We start from the raw sequence: 15658 nt of genomic DNA, 5'->3' as shown, positions 1-15658 counted from the left end.
TGTCGTCCTCGGGCTATCCAGACGCCGTCGTGCATGGTCGCGATGTCTCGATGCCAGCCAGGAATTCGTCCCCGATGCCGTCCTCGATCCGAGCCGCCCTGACCGCTTCCCGGCCTTTCGTGCTGATCGAGGATCGGTTGAACACCTCGATTCCGGCGGAGCTTTATTGCGATCCCGTCGAGATCGTCCGCTGCGATCGCGGCGAGGATGTCGCGGCCGCCTTCCGACGCATCGAGCAGGGGCTCAGTCGGGGTCTCCATGCCGCCGGCTTCGCCAGCTACGAACTCGGCTATGCCCTGCAGGAGAGGCTGGGCCCTGCCCTGCCGGACGGACGCGCGCTTCCGCTGCTCTGGTTCGGACTGTTCCGGGAGCCTCTGCCCATTCCGGCCGTCGAGCTGGACCAGGTGTTTGGTGATCTGGCCCCGCCGCCACCGCTCGCCGCCGTCCGTCCGCGGCTCGACGCTGCCGCACATGCGGCGCAGGTCGGGCGCGTGCTGGACTATCTGCGCGACGGCGATGCCTACCAGATCAATCTGACCTTCCCGGTCGACTTCCACTATGACGGCGATCCGCTGGCGCTCTATGCGGCGCTGCGGGCGAGCCAGCCCGTGTCGCATGGCGGCATGGTCGCGTTCGACGACGCCGCGATCCTCTCCGTCTCGCCGGAACTGTTCCTCGACATCGCGTCCGGCGTCGTCACCACCCGCCCGATGAAGGGCACCGTAATGCGCGGCGACAACGCCGAGACCGACCAGGCGGCGCAGGACACCCTTCAAAACGATCCGAAGCAGCGCGCCGAGAATCTGATGATCGTCGACCTGCTGCGCAATGATCTCGGCCGGGTCAGCGAGATCGGTTCGGTCAAGGTGCCGGAGCTTTTCAAGGTCGAGACCTATCCGACCCTGCATACGCTGACCTCGACGGTGACGTCACGACTGTTGCCGGGAACCTCGCTCGATCATTTGATGCGGGCCGCGTTCCCGTGCGGCTCGATCACCGGGGCGCCGAAGTTGCGGGCGATGGAGATCATCCGCGAGCTGGAGGCGGAGCCGCGCGATGTCTACACCGGCTCGATCGGCGTCATGCGGCCGAACGGTGATCTGCGCTTCAACGTCGCCATCCGCACGGCGACGGTCTTCGGGAACGGGACGGGTCGATATGGCGCCGGCGGCGGCATCGTCGCGGATTCGCAGGCCGCCTCGGAATATGCCGAATGCCTGCTGAAGGCGCGCGTGCTGACCGATCTCGCCGAGGACTACGGGCTGATCGAGACGCTGCTCTGGTCGAGCGAGACGGGGTTCGCCAGGTTGGCTCTTCATCTTGATCGCCTCACCCGCTCAGCTGGGGCGCTCGGTTTCGCCTTCGATCGTCCGGCCGCCGAGGCGAGGCTCGCCGCCCTGGTTCCGTCCCTGACGGCGGGCGGCGAGCACCGCGTTCGTCTCGAGCTGCGCCGCGATGGCGGGATCGAGATGGTCGCGCCCCGCCTCGCGGCCGAGCCGGATCGTCCGGTGGTAACAGCCTTCGCTAGCCTCCGGGCCGACGCCGGCGATCCCTTCCTGCGCCACAAGACGACGCGGCGCCAGATCTACGAGGCGGCGTTCAGCGAGGCGGTCGGACGCGGTGCCGACGAGGCGATCCTGCTCAATCGCTCCGGCTTCGTCACCGAGGCGACGCGGAGCAACATCTTCGTCGAGCGCAACGGCTTGCTGCTGACACCGCCCGTTAGCGACGGCCTGCTGCCCGGCATCCTGCGCCAGAGCCTGATTGAGAGCGGTGCCGCCGTCGAACGGCAATTGCGGCCCGGCGACCTCGCCGGCGCGGCTCGCTGGTTCCTCGGCAACAGCCTGCGTGGATTGCGGCAGGCCCATCTGCTGGACTGACCCGGCATCTCGGCGCATCGTTCGCGCAGCAAGCTTGCGAGGGATCGGAACGATGAGCGACGAAATGCGCTGGAAGCATGACGGCGTCCGGGTGATCAAGGGCGACCGCCTCGATTCCAACACGGCGCAGACCCCCGGCATGCTGCGGCAGGCGGCGATCAACCACGCCCGGGTCGGCGCCCAGAAGATTTGGGCCGGTACCGTGCGAATCGAGCCGAATGCCAAGACCGGCGTGCATCACCACGGCGAGCTCGAGAGCGTCATCTACGTTGTCCGCGGCCGTGCCCGCATGCGCTGGGGTGATCGGCTGGAATTCGTGGCCGAGGCGGAGCCCGGCGACTTCATCTTCGTGCCGCCCTACGTGCCGCATCAGGAGATCAATGCCGATCCCACGCAGCCGCTGGAATGCGTGTTGGTGCGCTCGGACAATGAGGCTGTCGTGGTCAATATCGACACCATCGATCCCGTCGAGAAGCCGGAGGAAGTTTACTGGGTCGATCCCATCCACAAGCATCCCTGATGCCGGTCACGGCGTCTCCCCCGCCTGCCAGAGCTACGGCTTGGCCTCGCCGCCGCTTGTCGCATCGAAGCTGTAGCGGAAGTCGCAATGCTCGGCGCCCTCCATCAGGGTCTGGGTGCGCTGCAGGGTGATGCGCGGGTCGTAGCCCTGACAGAAGACGCCGTCGCGATTGCAGGACAGGAGATGCCCGATGTGGCCGAGGCCCATCTCGCGATAGGTCTCGGCATAGCGGCACCGCCGGACATTGTAGTCGAAATGCTCGTCGCTCGCCCGCAACACCTCTATCTCCAGCGCGTCGTCCTTCGTCCAGAGCGCCTGCAGATCCTGGAACGTGTTGAGGTCGGTGCCGCCTTCGGTCCGTTCGGCGAACATCCGTCCGGCGTCGATGGCCGCCTGGCTGATCGCGGCGTCGAGAATGGCCTGGGCGCGTGCCTCGCCGATTTCCCGCACCATGCCGGCGTAGATCGGCGCGATGATCGCGGCCTCGATTCTGCGGCGCTGCAGGATTCCGATTTCACCGTCAGTCGCGCTGTTTTCCTTGCTGGTCTCTGCCATCGCTAGCTCCTCGCGGCGGGAAACCGGCTCGCAGCCTCATCTTATCCGGAACTCGATCGGCATGCGCGCCTCCTTTGGCACGGGGAAGCGGGAGGCCTTGACCTTCCCACAGTTGGAAGCCCTAGGCTGGCCGTTCGATTCCCAAACGGAGGCTCTGCCATGGTCGCGGAAACCGGAACCAAGCCACATCAGCACGGCCACGGCGAGGCCGAGGGGCATGCCCATGGCCACGTCCATGCTCCGGCTCATTCGCATGACCAGAAGGGCAGTTCCGGCCATGCGCATGGCGCCCTGCCCGACGGCATGGCGAAGGACCCTGTCTGCGGCATGGCCGTGGATCCCCGTGAGGCGAAGCAGCGCGCGCATTATCACGGCGAAGACTTCTTCTTCTGCTCGGCTGGCTGCCGGACGAAGTTCCAGGCACACCCCGAGCGCTATGCCCATCCGGCAGGTGCGGCGCCTGTGTCCGATGCGCCGGAGGGCACGATCTTCACCTGCCCGATGCATCCGGAGATCCGCCAGATCGGACCTGGCAGCTGCCCGATCTGCGGCATGGCGCTGGAGCCTCTGATCGCGACGGGCGACGAGGGGCCGAGCGAGGAACTGCGCGACATGACGCGGCGCTTCTGGATTGGCCTCGTGCTGGCCGTCCCTGTCTTCCTGCTCGAGATGGGGGGGCATCTCGTCGATATCGGCCATCTCATCGGTGGCCAAGCGTCGAGCTGGATCCAGATGGTGCTGGCGACGCCGGTGGTGCTGTGGGCGGGCTGGCCCTTCTTCGTCCGGGGCTGGAACTCGCTGGTCAATCGCTCGCTGAACATGTTCACGCTGATCGCGATGGGAACCGGCATCGCCTGGCTCTACAGCATGATCGCGACGCTGGCGCCCGGCCTGTTCCCCGCCGAGTTCCGGGGCCATGACGGCTCCGTGGCGGTCTATTTCGAGGCCGCGGCCGTCATCACCGTGCTGGTGCTGCTCGGCCAGGTGCTGGAGCTGCGCGCGCGCGAACAGACGTCCGGTGCGATCAAGGCGCTGCTCAACCTGTCGCCGGCAACGGCGCGGCGGATTGCCGAGGATGGCAGCGAGACGGATGTCGATCTCGGCCATGTCCAGGTCGGCGACCGGCTGCGGGTGCGGCCCGGCGACAAGGTTCCGCTCGACGGCGAAGTGCTGGAAGGGCGCTCCAACGTCGACGAATCCATGGTGACCGGCGAACCGCTTGCCGTGGCCAAGACGGCCGGCGCCAAGGTGATCGGCGGTACGCTGAACGGCCAGGGTTCCTTCGTCATGCGGGCCGAGAAGGTCGGCGCCGATTCCATGCTGGCGCAGATCGTCCAGATGGTCGCCAAGGCGCAGCGTTCGCGGGCGCCGATCCAGCGACTGGCCGACCTTGTCTCGTCCTGGTTCGTGCCTATCGTCGTGCTAGTGGCGCTGGCAGCCTTCGTCGCCTGGGCCGCCTGGGGACCGTCCCCCGCCATGGCCTATGGCCTGATCGCCGCGGTGAGCGTGCTGATCATCGCCTGCCCCTGCGCGCTCGGTCTGGCGACGCCGATGTCGATCATGGTCGGCGTCGGTCGCGGCGCCAAGGCGGGCGTGCTGATCAAGAACGCCGAGGCGCTGGAGCGCATGGAGAAGGTCGACGTGCTCGTCGTCGACAAGACCGGCACACTGACCGAGGGCAAGCCGCGCGTGACCGCGATCCGGCCGGTGGCAGGATTCGCCGAGGACGAACTGCTTCGCCTTGCCGCGAGCCTGGAGCAGGCGAGCGAGCATCCGCTCGCCGCCGCCATCGTCGCTGCGGCGCAGGAGCGCGGCATCAAGCTCGACCCGGTCGAGGATTTCGATTCTCCCTCCGGCAAGGGCGTGATCGGCAAGATTGCCGGCCGGTCGCTCGCGCTCGGCAATGCGCGCTATCTGCGCGAGCTCGGGATCGACGTCACGGCGGTCGAGGCCGAGGCTGACCTTCTGCGCGGCGATGGCGCCACGGCGATCCTTGTCGCGGTGGAGGGCCGGGCCGCCGGCGTCATCGCGATCGCCGATCCGATCAAGCCGACGACCCAGGAAGCGATCCGCGCGCTGCACGAGGCCGGTATCCGCATCGTCATGCTGACGGGCGACAACCGGACCACCGCCGACGCGGTGGCGCGGCAGCTCGGCATCGACGAGGTCAAGGCGGAAGTACTGCCGGAAGACAAGGGCAACATCGTCGCCGCGTTCCGGGCCGAAGGAAAGGTCGTCGCCATGGCGGGCGACGGCGTCAACGACGCCCCTGCCCTCGCCGCGGCGGATGTCGGCATCGCCATGGGCACCGGCACCGACGTCGCGATGGAAAGCGCCGGCGTGACTCTTTTGCGAGGCGACCTGCTGGGCATCGTCCAGGCCCGCAAGCTCAGCCAGGCGACGATGAGCAATATCCGGCAGAACCTGTTCTTCGCCTTCGTCTACAACGCCGCCGGCATACCGGTCGCCGCCGGCCTGCTCTATCCGATCACCGGCTTGCTGCTGTCGCCGGTGATCGCGGCGGCGGCGATGGCGCTGTCGTCCTTCAGCGTCATCGTCAACGCGCTGCGGCTACGCGTCGCCAAGATCTGACTGCCCGGGATTTAGGAGAGCCGCGCCGTCTCTTCTCGGCGCGGTTCTTCATCACCGGCGAGCATGGTCTGCTCCGGCACCAGGCCGGGCGGCACCACCGTCAGTTCCGATGCCGGGCCGGCCGGCATGCCGGCCACCTTGGGCGGGTCGACGGATTCGATGTCGCGGATCCATTCCCGCCAGATCGCCACGATCAGGGCCATCAGCACAGGGCCGATGAAGAGGCCGAGGAAGCCCAGGGTTTTGACGCCGCCGACAAGTCCGAAAATGGTCGGCAGGAAGGGCAGCTTGATCGGACCGCCGACCAGCTTGGGGCGCAGCGTCTTGTCGACGATGAAGAGCTCCACCGTGCCCCAGATGAACAGGCTCACGCCCGCGACGATCGAGCCGCTGGCCGCGAGATAGAGCGAGACCAGTGTCATCGAGAGCGGCGCCCCGCCAGGGATCAGCGCCATCATGCCGGTGAGCACGCCGAGGGTGACCGGCGACGGCGCGCCGGCGATCCAGTAGGCGACGCCGAGGACGATGCCCTCGCCGATCGCGATCAGCGTCATGCCGGTGACGGTGGAGCTGATCGTCGCCGGGACGACGCGGGAAATCCGCTCCCACCGCATCGGCACGATGCGCTCGCCGATCAGGTCGATCTTCGAGACGAAGCGCTCTCCGTCGCGGAAGACGAAAAACAGGGTGATCAGCATGAAGATCAGCGTGAGCAGCAGGCCGAACAGGCCGCCGCCGGCCGCGAGAACTGCGCGATAGATATTGCCGATATTGGCGCCGCTGACCGCGTAGATCATCTCGCCGATGGCGCCCGGCCGGCCGATATATTCGGCCCAGCGAACCGACAGCCATTCACCGACGGCCGGTATGGCGGCGATCCAGGCCGGCACTTCGGCGCCGAAACGATTGGTCTGGATTGCCCATGCCAGCAATTGCCGGACTTCCTCGACCGCATAGGCGGCTGCAAAGGCAATCGGGACGATCAGGAAACAGGTGAACAGGATGATCGCCAGCGTGGCGGCCGCCGTCCGGTTGCCGCCGACGAATTCGACGATACGGCGGTAGATCGGCCAGCTGGCGAAGGCGATCACCAGCGCTGCCAGAACGGGGACGAGAAAACTGTGAAAAAAGTAGATTCCGGCGGCGGCGATCAGGATGAGCAGCCAGCGCGCCGCCGACAAGGGAGGAATGAGGCCGGATCGAGATGATCCCGCGACGCCGAGGAGCCGTGGCTCTCGTGCCTGCATCGGCGTCTCACTGGGGATATTCGTATCTGGCAAATCAACTCCTCCGCTTTGGCCGAGTATCGATCATGTCGCTTCGAATCTGTAGAGCGAAGCGCAGAAAACACAGTGCCTGATCACCTCAGATCAAAACCGGCACGAATTCCGCAGCTCGGCGAGGCTTCAGGCCGGGCTGGCCGCCGGGCCCGCTTCAAGCACCTTCAGTGCGGCTTCCAGCTCATATCGTGCGCCTCGGACCCAGACGCCAGGCGGAGTCTGGGTGGCCACCACCTGGACATAGGTCTTGCTGATCTTGGCGCGGATCTGACGATCAACCACGTCGCGCGTCGCGTCGGGGAGAAAGAAGCAGTAGGACGTCCAGCCGCGCGCGTCGGACGAGAGCTTGCGCGCGTCCCAGTCGCTCTTCTCCGCGACCAGGTCCTTCTCCTCGATGAAGATGCGTTTCTCGATCTCGGGCACGCGTTGGATCCCCCTTGCAATGAGAGGGTGCCCTAGCTGATTCAGGCGACAGAAAGAATGCGGTGCGTCCGCGCGGAGGTTCGATATCTCGGATCTCTGCCGCGGCTCACCAAACAATATGGGCGGCTCATGAGAGCCGCCCTCGGGCTTCTAGGGAGGTTTGTCCGACAGACGCGCGCTGGCGCGGGCCTGTCGCCAGACTACATGCGAACGGTGCCGTGATCGCCCAAGGCCGGCTTGGCGCCGGTGACGGCCGCCGTCAGCATGACGGCGGTCGCGATCAGCTGGTTGGGGGAATCCCATAGTTCGGCCCGGTCCGGCTCCACCGTGAGCAGGCGGATCGATGGATCGTCGGCCGAATCCCACCACGCCTTGTCGAAGGCGGACCAGAGTTCCCGGATTTTCACGCGGTCGTCGCTGATCGAGCCGTGCCCGGCGATGACGACATTGGTGGAGCCGTCGACGAAGCCCAGCAGGACATCGGGATAGCTCTCGATCTGGCTGTAGCGATCGCTTTTCTGGTCGACGAGGAAGTAGAAGGTGCGTGCCTCCTTGTCGACATGGGCGGTGAGCGGCCATTGCCCCATCCGGTTGCCGTCCCACGCGGTGAACAGCGCAAACTGGATCTTCTGCGTCAGATGCCAGACGCGGGCCTCGAGCTCGGCCGGCGTCTTGCCGTGATCTTCTTCGTGGGCCATGAGGGTCTCCTTGGTTGCCCTTGGAGAACGTCAGGCGGTGCGGTTGGTTGCCGCCCGCCCCTGGCCCTGCCCCGCGCGCGCGATGTCAGCGTTCGATCAGCGCCTCGCTGATCTGGCGGCACATCTCGACCAGCTTCGCGCGAACACTGTCCTCGACGGAGGCGGCCCCCCGCCGGCTCAAGCAGGGAATGACGACGCTGGCCACTGCCCTGCCATTGCGATCGAGGATGGGGGCGCAGACGTCGACGACGGCGAGAAGATCATGGCTCTGCGCCACCAGCGAGCCGTCCGCGACGATCTGGTCCAGCATCGTGGCCAGCTGGGACGGATCGTGCGGCTCGTCGGAAAGCGCCAGGCTTTCGGCGATCATGCGGGCGCGGGTCTCTGGCGGCTGGAAGGCGATGATCGTCTGGCCGGAACTCGCCTCGATCGCCGGCCGACGATAGCCGAGCCGAAGCGTCAGATTGAGCTCGGCGCTGCCGGCCGCTGCCGCGATCACCACCGTCTCGCCCCGATTGACGACGACCAGGTGCGAGGAATGTCCCGTGCCGTCGCTCAGCCGCTCCATGGCCGGCATGGCGACCTCGACCAGCTTGCGCGATCGCGGGGTGCGCATGCCGAGCTCGAACAGCTTGTTGCTGAGCGTCAGTCGGTCGGTCGCGGCGTCGCGGTTCAGATAGCCGCGTTCGACCAGCACGAAGACCATCCGGAAGATCTCGTTCTTCGAGCGGCCGAGGCTGTCGGCGATGTTGCGGGCCGAGAGCGGCTCGCCGGCGTCGGCCAGCAGCTCCAGTATCTCCAGACCCTTCTCCAGCGCCGGCGCGGTGTAGGCGCCTTTGCGGCTGGCCTCCGGGTCGTCAGCTTCCGACATTTCGGCACTCCGGTTTCATCAACGGTCCTTGACTTTATATACAAAGCGACTTTTAGATTGAAGTGGGAGTTGGGAAGAAAGGCAGGATTTCCGCAGAGGAAAAAACGGTCGTCATGGCGCGAGCAGGGAAATGCGCCAGCCGATTCGGCATGCCACTTTTCGGACCAAGACCAGAAGCTCGACTGTTCCAGAGAATAGGGGAGACGATCTTGAACGAGATGGTTAGAGGGTTCCTTGATGCCCGGCTTAACGCAGACGTCAGCCGGCGGAGATTTATTCAAGGCGCGGCAGGACTTGCCTCGCTATCCGTGCTTGGCGCCGCGACCGGTGCCTCCGCGGCCGAAACCCCGAAGCTCGGCGGACAGCTGAACTTCCTCGGCTGGGACGGCGAGCATGGCGGCAACGTCGCCAAGCCGTTCCTGGAAAAGAACGGCATCCAGCTGCAGGCCTCCTTCCAATCCGCTGCCGACGAGGCGCTGACCCGCTTCAACACCGGCGGCCGCGGCGCGATGGACCTGTTGACGCCGAACAAGGATTTCCAGCGCGCGATCCTCGCTTCGAATGTCGAGCTGTTCCAGCCGCTCGACCTCGCCCGCATTCCGACCGCCGAGGGATTGTTCCCGGCGTTCAAGGGCGCGCCCTGGTTGGTGCGCGACGGCAAGACCTACGGCATCCCGATCATCTGGGGCGACGAGCCCTGCGTCTTCAATCCGACGAAGTGGGACAAGATGCCGGCCCGCTACACGGATTTCGCCGATCCGAAGTACAAGGGCCAACTCGTTCTGCTCGACGACCCCTTCGGCAATATCTGGCTCTACGCCGTTTCGCTCGGCATGAAGGAGCCGAGCCGTCTGACCGCCGCGGAGCTGGAGCAGGTCATCGAGGCCATGCTCAAGATGAAGCCGAACGTCGTCACCATCGGCGCGTCGCATGGCGACATGGCCGACGTGCTGATCCGCGGCGATGCCTCGATCGGCATCGGTGGCTGGGCTTACCAGACGCTGATCGCCAAGGAGAAGGGCGTCAAGCTCGTCGTCGGTTCGCCCGAGGTCGACGGCACCTTCTTCTGGTCGGACGCCTACGCCATCGCGGCCGATGCCCCCAACCTCGACAATGCCTATGCCTTCATCGACTTCATGACGTCGGCGCAGTCGAACGCGGCGCTCGCCAAGGAGCTCGGCTCGGGCTGCACGGTCGAGGCGGCCTATGACCTGCTCGATCCGGGTCTGCGCGACCTCTACCCCTACGACAACGTGCGCAAGCCCGGTGGCGGCATTCTCGGCACCCAGATCGTGGTGCCGCCGCAAGAGGCGGACGGCGATGTCGTCGGCGCGCCCGCCTGGGTCGAAGCCTGGCAGACCTTCAAGGCCTCCTGATCCGTCCCGGTGCGACGAGGAATGCAATGATGACGGGCTCCGGCCTTTGCACGCCCCGGGCGTGCGACCTCCAGTCTTCGCCCGCTGCTGCCGGCAAGTCTGCTCTATGTGTTGTTTTTCGCCGTACCGATGCTCAGCCTGTTCGTGCTGAGCTTCTGGCGAGCGAAGGGGTTCGAACTGATCCCGGACTTCACGCTCGCCAACTACGAGAAAGCCGTCGTCTCGAAGCTCTATCGCACGCTGCTGGTCCGCACCGTGCTGGTGGGCTTCGTGACGGCCGCGATCGTCGTGCCGATCGCCTTCGCCCTCTCCTACGCCATGCGTTTCGTGTTCGAGCGGCGCGGGCAGCTGATCCTGCAACTGGTGCTGCTGTCGCTGTTCAGCGGCTACCTCGTCCGCATCTATGCCTGGCGAACGATCCTCGGGAAGCAAGGGCTGCTCAATTCGACGCTGCAATGGCTCGGCCTGATCAACGAGCCGCTCGAGTTCCTGATCTACAGCAACATCGCCGTCGTCATCACGCTGAGCGGCCTGCTCCTGCCGCTCGCCGTGCTGCCGATCTATTCGGCGCTGCTCAACGTGTCGCGCGACCAGATGGAAGCGGCGCGCGATCTCGGCGCCGGCCGTGTCCATCTCATCCGGACCATCCTGCTGCCGCTGGCGATGCCGGGCGTCCGCACGGCCTTCGCCTTCGCCTTCCTGCTCGCCGCCGGTGACTTCGTCACGCCGACCCTCGTCGGCGGCACGCAGAGCCTCTTGATCGGCAACATCATCGCCGACCAGTTCCGCGGCATCGGCTCCAACTGGCCGCTCGGCGCGGCGCTCGCCTTCGTCACCATCGCCATCGTCCTCGTCATCTATCTGGCCGTCGTCCAGATCCTCGCCCGTGTGACCCGATGACCGGAAAACGCAGAAGCCAATGGATCGCGGGGCTCTTCGTCCTCGCCGTTCTCACCTATCTCTACGCGCCAATCATCGTGATCGTGCTGTTCTCCTTCACGACCTCCCCGCGCCTGTCGATGCCGATCGAGGGTCTGACCTTCGACTGGTACCGCAGCGCGCTCGACAACCCGCTGATCCTCAGCGCGCTGACCAATAGCCTGGTGCTGGCTCTGATCTCGGCGGTGGCGGCGGGAATCATGGGAGCGGCCTTCTCCTTCGGCCTGATGCGGCTGAAACGACCCCATGTCCGCGAGGCGCTGATCGGCGCCAGCCTGCTGCCGGCGATCGTGCCGCTGCTGGTGATCGGCATTTCGCTCGCCGTGTTCTTCCGTGTGCTCGGCATGCCGCAAGGCCTGATCAACACCGCGATCGGCCATCTGATCGTCTGCCTGCCCTTCGTCGTCCTGACGATGAATGCGCGGCTGGAGACGTTCGACTTCTCCATGCTGGAGGCGGCGCGCGACCTGGGGGCCACCCCGGTCCGCACTTTCCTTGACATCACCTTCCCGCTGATCCGGCCGTCGGTGGTCGGCGCTGCCCTTCTGGCCGCCGCCCTCTCGCTCGACGAGTTCGTCATCACCTGGTTCAACATCGGCAACCAGCAGAGCGTCCCCGTTCTGGTCTGGGGGATGATGCGCCGCGGCGTCGACCCATCGATCAATGCCATCGCCACGCTGCTGCTGACACTGCTGGTCGGCCTCGTGATCTGCTCCAACCTGCTCGGACGAAAGAAGCGCTCGTGACCAACGCCGCCGTTGAAATCATGGGGGTTCGCAAGAGCTTCGGCTCGATGACCGCCCTCGAAGACGTTGATCTGACCGTTGCCGACAACGAGTTCGTGTCGCTGCTGGGTGCCAGCGGCTGCGGCAAGTCGACCTTGCTGCGGATCGTGGCCGGCTTCGAATATCCGACCAGCGGTAAGGTGCGGGTCTATGGCGAGGATGTGACGACCCGCCCGCCAGAGCGCCGGCCGACCAATCTGGTGTTCCAGCGCGGCGCCCTTTTCCCGCATATGAACGTCTACGACAACATCGCCTACAGCCTGAAGCTGAAGAAGTGGTCGAAGAAGCGCATCGACGACAAGGTCGAGGAAATGCTGGCGCTTGTCCGGCTCGAGCATCTCGGCGGGCGCGGCCCGACCGAGCTGAGCGGCGGCCAGGCGCAGCGCGTGGCGCTCGCCCGGGCGCTCGCGGGCGAGCCCAAGGTGCTGCTGCTCGACGAACCGATGTCGGCGCTCGATCTTAAGCTCCGTCAGCAGATGCAGCTGGAATTGCGGGCGATCCAGCGCCGGCTGGAGGCGACCTTCGTCTTTGTCACGCATGACCAGACCGAAGCGCTCGTCATGTCGGACCGGATCGCCATCATGAATCGAGGCCGCATCGTCCAGGTGGGCACGCCGCAGGATATCTACCGGCGGCCGGCCAATGTCTTCGTTTCCGATTTCATCGGCCAGACCAACCTGCTGCGCGGCACGGTCCAGTCGATCCAGGGCGGGGTGGCGACGCTCGATGTCGTCGGCACAAGACTGACGGTTGCAACGGTTACCGGCGTCTCGGTCGGGGCGCGGGCCGCGCTGTCGATCCGGCCCGAGGCCGTGCGGGTTTCTCGCCAAGAAAGCCTGCCCGAGGGGCGCGGTGTCGAGGGGCGCATCTCCGAGATCATCTATCTCGGCAGCTCGATCCGTGTCGGCGCTGTCCTGGCTGATGGCACGACCGTCTGGGCGGATCTGCGCGACGAGGAAGCCGAGGGGCTCGCGGTCGGAGATCTGGTGAAACTGGTCTGGGCGCCCGCCGCGCCGACGCTTCTGCTGGGAGACAACGAATGACCAATGGGGCCATCAACGCCGCACCGGCGGAAGCCGATCTCATCATCCGCCACGGCTATGTCATCACCATGGATGACGAGAGCCGGATCCTCGAAGACGGCGCGATCGCCATCCAGGCCGGCCGGATCCTCGCTGTCGGCCCCGATGCCGAGATCACCGCGCGTTATACGGCGACGCAGGTCGTCGATGCGAAGGGTGCACCGGTGCATCCGGGCTTCGTCGAATGCCATCTGCACGCCTCGTTCCAGATCTTCCGAGGCGCCCTGCCCGATCAGCTCTCCGAAGGCGATGCCTTCGACACCTTCGAGAGTGTTTTCTTCAATACCGTCAATGACGAGGAGGAGTATCTTTCGGTTCTCCTCGCCTGCATGGAGATGGTCCGCAACGGCACCACCTGCTTCCTGGAAGCCGGTACCGTGCTGGAGCCCGCCATGGCGGCGCGCGCGGCCGAGCAGGTCGGCATCCGCGCGATCCTCGGCGACGCCTTCATCTGGGACCAACCGCAAGGCTTCGCCCAGGGCATGCTCGAAACCCATGAGGCCGGATGCTCGGCCTGCGCGGCGCAGGCCCGGGTTCGGACGGAGCTCGCGCGCGCGCCGAAGACCCGCGAGGAGGCGCTGGAGCGGATGGGCGGCGAACTCGCGCGCAATGCGGATCCGGATGCCCTCGTCACCGGCCATGTCGCGATCCTCGGTCTCGGCACGGCGAGCGAGACGCTGATGATGGAGGCGAAGGCGCGCGCCGACGCCGCCGGCGTCGTTCTCAACCTGCACCAGTCCTACAGCCCGGCCGATACCGACGCCGACCGCCAGCGCTTCGGCAAGGATCCGCTGCTGCATCTCAACGATATCGGCTTCCTCGATCGCAACGTCACCTTTGGTCACGCCAACCACCTTACCGACGCCGAATGCGACGCCCTGCTTGATCGCGGCACCAGCATCGCCTGGGCGCCGGCGGCTTCGATGATGTGGGGGCATGGCGGCTGCTTCGATGGGAGACATGCCGAGCTGTGGCGGCGCGGCGCCAACATCGCGCTCGGCTCGGATTCCGCCAATTGGTCGAACGATTTCGATCTCTGGCGGCAGGCGAGCCTGGCCGTTCTGACCGCGCGCGAGGCGCATGGCGACCGCGGCTATCTGATCGCCGAGGACGGCCTCTACATGGCGACCCGCGGCGGCGCCCGCGCCGCCGGCATGGAGGATCGCATCGGCTCGCTGGAAGCCGGCAAGCGCGCCGATATCGTGATCCACACGCTCGACCGGCCGGAGATGATCCCGGTCACCAACATGATCCGAAACCTCTTCTACGCGTCGCGTTCGAAGGCGGTCCACACCGTCATCATCGATGGCAGGATTGTGCTGGAAAATGGCGCCTTCATCGCGCTCGACGAGCGTCGCCTGTTGACCGAAATCAACAAGGCTGCTCAATCGCTACTCGCACGCATGGGACACGCTGTGGTTGCCAATGCGCTGCCTCGCATGGAAAGGCGCGGTTGATCATGAAGTTGGATGTGGCCACGATTACGCTTCTGCCCGAGCAGTTCAGCCGGGCGGAAACCGTCATCGCCTCCTACGCCGGACTGACGGCATCGACGTTTCGTTACAGCACCGGCGTAGCGGGCCTGCGCATCGACAATGGCGTCGGCACGATGGAACTGCTGCCGTTCCAGGGCCAGCAGATCTGGGACGCCACCTTCAACGGCCGCCGGCTGACGATGGGCTCGATGTTCGACGAGCCGGAGCCGACGCAGGCCTATCTCGGCACCTATGGCGCGCTGTTCCTGCATTGCGGCGCGACGGCGATGGGAAATCCGAGCCCGGCCGACAACCATCCGCCGCATGGAGAACTGCCGAACGCGCTCTATCACGGCGCCGAATTGCTGATCGGCGAAGACGAGCATGGCCCCTTCATGGGCCTCTCCGGTCGCTTCCGGCATAAGGTCGCCTTCACGCACAACTACGTCGCCACCCCGACCGTGCGCCTGCATGCGGGAAGCTCGAAGATCCATGCCGAGATCGAGATCAAGAACCTCAAGGGTTCGCCGATGGATCTCATGTATCTGGCGCATGTGAACTTCCGCTATGTGCCGGGCGGCCGGATTGTCGATACCGTGGCGGACGACCAGACGGGCTACCGGATCCGTTCCCTGCTGCCGCCGGAGGAGACGCTCACCGACGAGTACAAGGTGTTGCGGAAGGCCGCCCTCGCCGATCCCGGCCTGCACAAGCATCTGGACGCAACGCAGCGGGTCGAGCCCGAGCTGGTGATGGCGATGGATGTGGCCGCCGACCCCTCCGGCTGGTCGCATGCTCTGCAGGTGCTGGAAGATGGCACGGCCGATTTCATCAGCTACCGGCCGGACGAACTCTCCCATGCCATCCGCTGGATGGTCCGCAATTCGGACCAGGAAGCGTTCGGCCTGGTGCTGCCGGCCACCGCCGAGGCTGACGGCTATCTTGCCGAGAAGGCGAAGGGCAATCTGCGTCAGTTGCTGCCGGGCGAGAGCTGGCGTTGCCAGCTGGTCTTCGGAGCGCTCGCGGCTTCCGAAGTCCCCGCCTACGAACGGGTCATCGACGCGGCGCGCGAAGGCCAGCGTCCAGTATGATCGACTTGGGCAAACCGGCCCGCGCTCGATGCGCGGGCTGGTTCCATACCGGTCTGCGCCGATGCCCGGCCTGGATCACCTCGCCTCGCCT

At 66.0% G+C, this 15658-nt stretch carries 14 protein-coding genes; 9 read left to right on the top strand and 5 right to left on the bottom strand.

Translation table 11 applies throughout. The features are described from left to right. Positions 1-74 precede the first annotated feature (74 nt). Positions 75-1880 (top strand): aminodeoxychorismate synthase component I, encoded by a 1806-nt coding sequence (locus G342_RS0103140; RefSeq protein ID WP_018181649.1) that lies wholly within the window; start codon positions 75-77, stop codon positions 1878-1880. Positions 1881-1932: 52 nt separating this feature from the next. Continuing rightward, complete coding sequence (locus tag G342_RS0103135) at positions 1933-2400, top strand: cupin domain-containing protein (RefSeq protein WP_018181648.1); 468 nt, start codon at positions 1933-1935, stop codon at positions 2398-2400. Between the two features lie 33 nt (positions 2401-2433). Here G342_RS0103135 and G342_RS0103130 read toward each other — a convergent pair whose 3' ends face one another. Beyond that, the gene (locus G342_RS0103130) at positions 2434-2955 is read right to left on the bottom strand and encodes an L-2-amino-thiazoline-4-carboxylic acid hydrolase (protein WP_018181647.1); all 522 of its coding nucleotides are present in this window, start codon (positions 2953-2955) and stop codon (positions 2434-2436) included. A 159-nt stretch (positions 2956-3114) separates the two neighbouring features. Here G342_RS0103130 and G342_RS0103125 point away from each other — a divergent pair, with 159 nt between their 5' ends. Continuing rightward, positions 3115-5547 carry a heavy metal translocating P-type ATPase gene (locus tag G342_RS0103125; RefSeq protein WP_018181646.1) on the top strand — a complete coding sequence of 811 codons (2433 nt, stop codon included), beginning with the start codon at positions 3115-3117 and terminating at the stop codon, positions 5545-5547. Positions 5548-5558: 11 nt separating this feature from the next. Here G342_RS0103125 and G342_RS23060 read toward each other — a convergent pair whose 3' ends face one another. The 4 genes from G342_RS23060 to G342_RS0103105 form a co-directional block, all read right to left on the bottom strand. After that, the gene (locus G342_RS23060; protein ID WP_051094072.1) at positions 5559-6794 is read right to left on the bottom strand and encodes an AI-2E family transporter; all 1236 of its coding nucleotides are present in this window, start codon (positions 6792-6794) and stop codon (positions 5559-5561) included. Between the two features lie 159 nt (positions 6795-6953). Beyond that, on the bottom strand, positions 6954-7250 hold the full coding sequence (locus G342_RS0103115; RefSeq protein ID WP_018181644.1) for a hypothetical protein: 297 nt from the start codon (positions 7248-7250) through the stop codon (positions 6954-6956). A 200-nt stretch (positions 7251-7450) separates the two neighbouring features. Continuing rightward, the gene (locus G342_RS0103110; RefSeq protein WP_018181643.1) at positions 7451-7948 is read right to left on the bottom strand and encodes a pyridoxamine 5'-phosphate oxidase family protein; all 498 of its coding nucleotides are present in this window, start codon (positions 7946-7948) and stop codon (positions 7451-7453) included. A gap of 85 nt (positions 7949-8033) precedes the next feature. Continuing rightward, the gene (locus G342_RS0103105) at positions 8034-8819 is read right to left on the bottom strand and encodes an IclR family transcriptional regulator (protein ID WP_018181642.1); all 786 of its coding nucleotides are present in this window, start codon (positions 8817-8819) and stop codon (positions 8034-8036) included. 308 nt (positions 8820-9127) lie between these two features. Here G342_RS0103105 and G342_RS0103100 point away from each other — a divergent pair, with 308 nt between their 5' ends. The 6 genes from G342_RS0103100 to G342_RS0103075 all read left to right on the top strand — a co-directional run bounded on the left by G342_RS0103100 (position 9128) and on the right by G342_RS0103075 (position 15567). After that, a complete protein-coding gene (locus tag G342_RS0103100; protein ID WP_018181641.1) occupies positions 9128-10195 on the top strand; it encodes an ABC transporter substrate-binding protein in 1068 nt (355 codons plus the stop codon). Between the two features lie 108 nt (positions 10196-10303). Further along, positions 10304-11095 (top strand): ABC transporter permease, encoded by a 792-nt coding sequence (locus tag G342_RS23055; protein ID WP_210162352.1) that lies wholly within the window; start codon positions 10304-10306, stop codon positions 11093-11095. After that, positions 11092-11880, top strand: coding sequence for an ABC transporter permease (locus G342_RS0103090; RefSeq protein WP_018181639.1), 789 nt, complete (start codon positions 11092-11094; stop codon positions 11878-11880). The genes G342_RS23055 and G342_RS0103090 overlap by 4 nt, the downstream gene beginning before the upstream one ends. Then, entirely contained in the window at positions 11877-12962 is a 1086-nt protein-coding gene (locus tag G342_RS0103085; RefSeq protein WP_018181638.1) for an ABC transporter ATP-binding protein, read from the top strand. Before G342_RS0103090 ends, G342_RS0103085 begins: the two co-directional genes overlap by 4 nt. After that, on the top strand, positions 12959-14458 hold the full coding sequence (locus tag G342_RS0103080; RefSeq protein WP_018181637.1) for an amidohydrolase family protein: 1500 nt from the start codon (positions 12959-12961) through the stop codon (positions 14456-14458). Before G342_RS0103085 ends, G342_RS0103080 begins: the two co-directional genes overlap by 4 nt. A gap of 2 nt (positions 14459-14460) precedes the next feature. Continuing rightward, on the top strand, positions 14461-15567 hold the full coding sequence (locus G342_RS0103075) for a DUF4432 family protein (protein ID WP_040878121.1): 1107 nt from the start codon (positions 14461-14463) through the stop codon (positions 15565-15567). Positions 15568-15658 lie beyond the last annotated feature (91 nt).

The sequence above is a fragment of the Kaistia granuli DSM 23481 genome, from assembly GCF_000380505.1.
Classification (GTDB): Bacteria; Pseudomonadota; Alphaproteobacteria; order Rhizobiales; family Kaistiaceae; genus Kaistia; species Kaistia granuli.
This window is presented reverse-complemented; position numbering and strand designations above follow the sequence as displayed.

Excerpts from the sequence above, each read along its gene's own strand:
- G342_RS0103140 (WP_018181649.1), top strand. The coding sequence starts at position 75 with ATGCCGTCCTCGATCCGAGCCGCCCTGACCGCTTCCCGGCCTTTCGTG.
- G342_RS0103135 (WP_018181648.1), top strand. The coding sequence starts at position 1,933 with ATGAGCGACGAAATGCGCTGGAAGCATGACGGCGTCCGGGTGATCAAG.
- G342_RS0103130 (WP_018181647.1), bottom strand. The coding sequence starts at position 2,955 with ATGGCAGAGACCAGCAAGGAAAACAGCGCGACTGACGGTGAAATCGGA.
- G342_RS0103125 (WP_018181646.1), top strand. The coding sequence starts at position 3,115 with ATGGTCGCGGAAACCGGAACCAAGCCACATCAGCACGGCCACGGCGAG.
- G342_RS23060 (WP_051094072.1), bottom strand. The coding sequence starts at position 6,794 with ATGCAGGCACGAGAGCCACGGCTCCTCGGCGTCGCGGGATCATCTCGA.
- G342_RS0103110 (WP_018181643.1), bottom strand. The coding sequence starts at position 7,948 with ATGGCCCACGAAGAAGATCACGGCAAGACGCCGGCCGAGCTCGAGGCC.
- G342_RS0103105 (WP_018181642.1), bottom strand. The coding sequence starts at position 8,819 with ATGTCGGAAGCTGACGACCCGGAGGCCAGCCGCAAAGGCGCCTACACC.
- G342_RS0103090 (WP_018181639.1), top strand. The coding sequence starts at position 11,092 with ATGACCGGAAAACGCAGAAGCCAATGGATCGCGGGGCTCTTCGTCCTC.
- G342_RS0103080 (WP_018181637.1), top strand. The coding sequence starts at position 12,959 with ATGACCAATGGGGCCATCAACGCCGCACCGGCGGAAGCCGATCTCATC.
- G342_RS0103075 (WP_040878121.1), top strand. The coding sequence starts at position 14,461 with ATGAAGTTGGATGTGGCCACGATTACGCTTCTGCCCGAGCAGTTCAGC.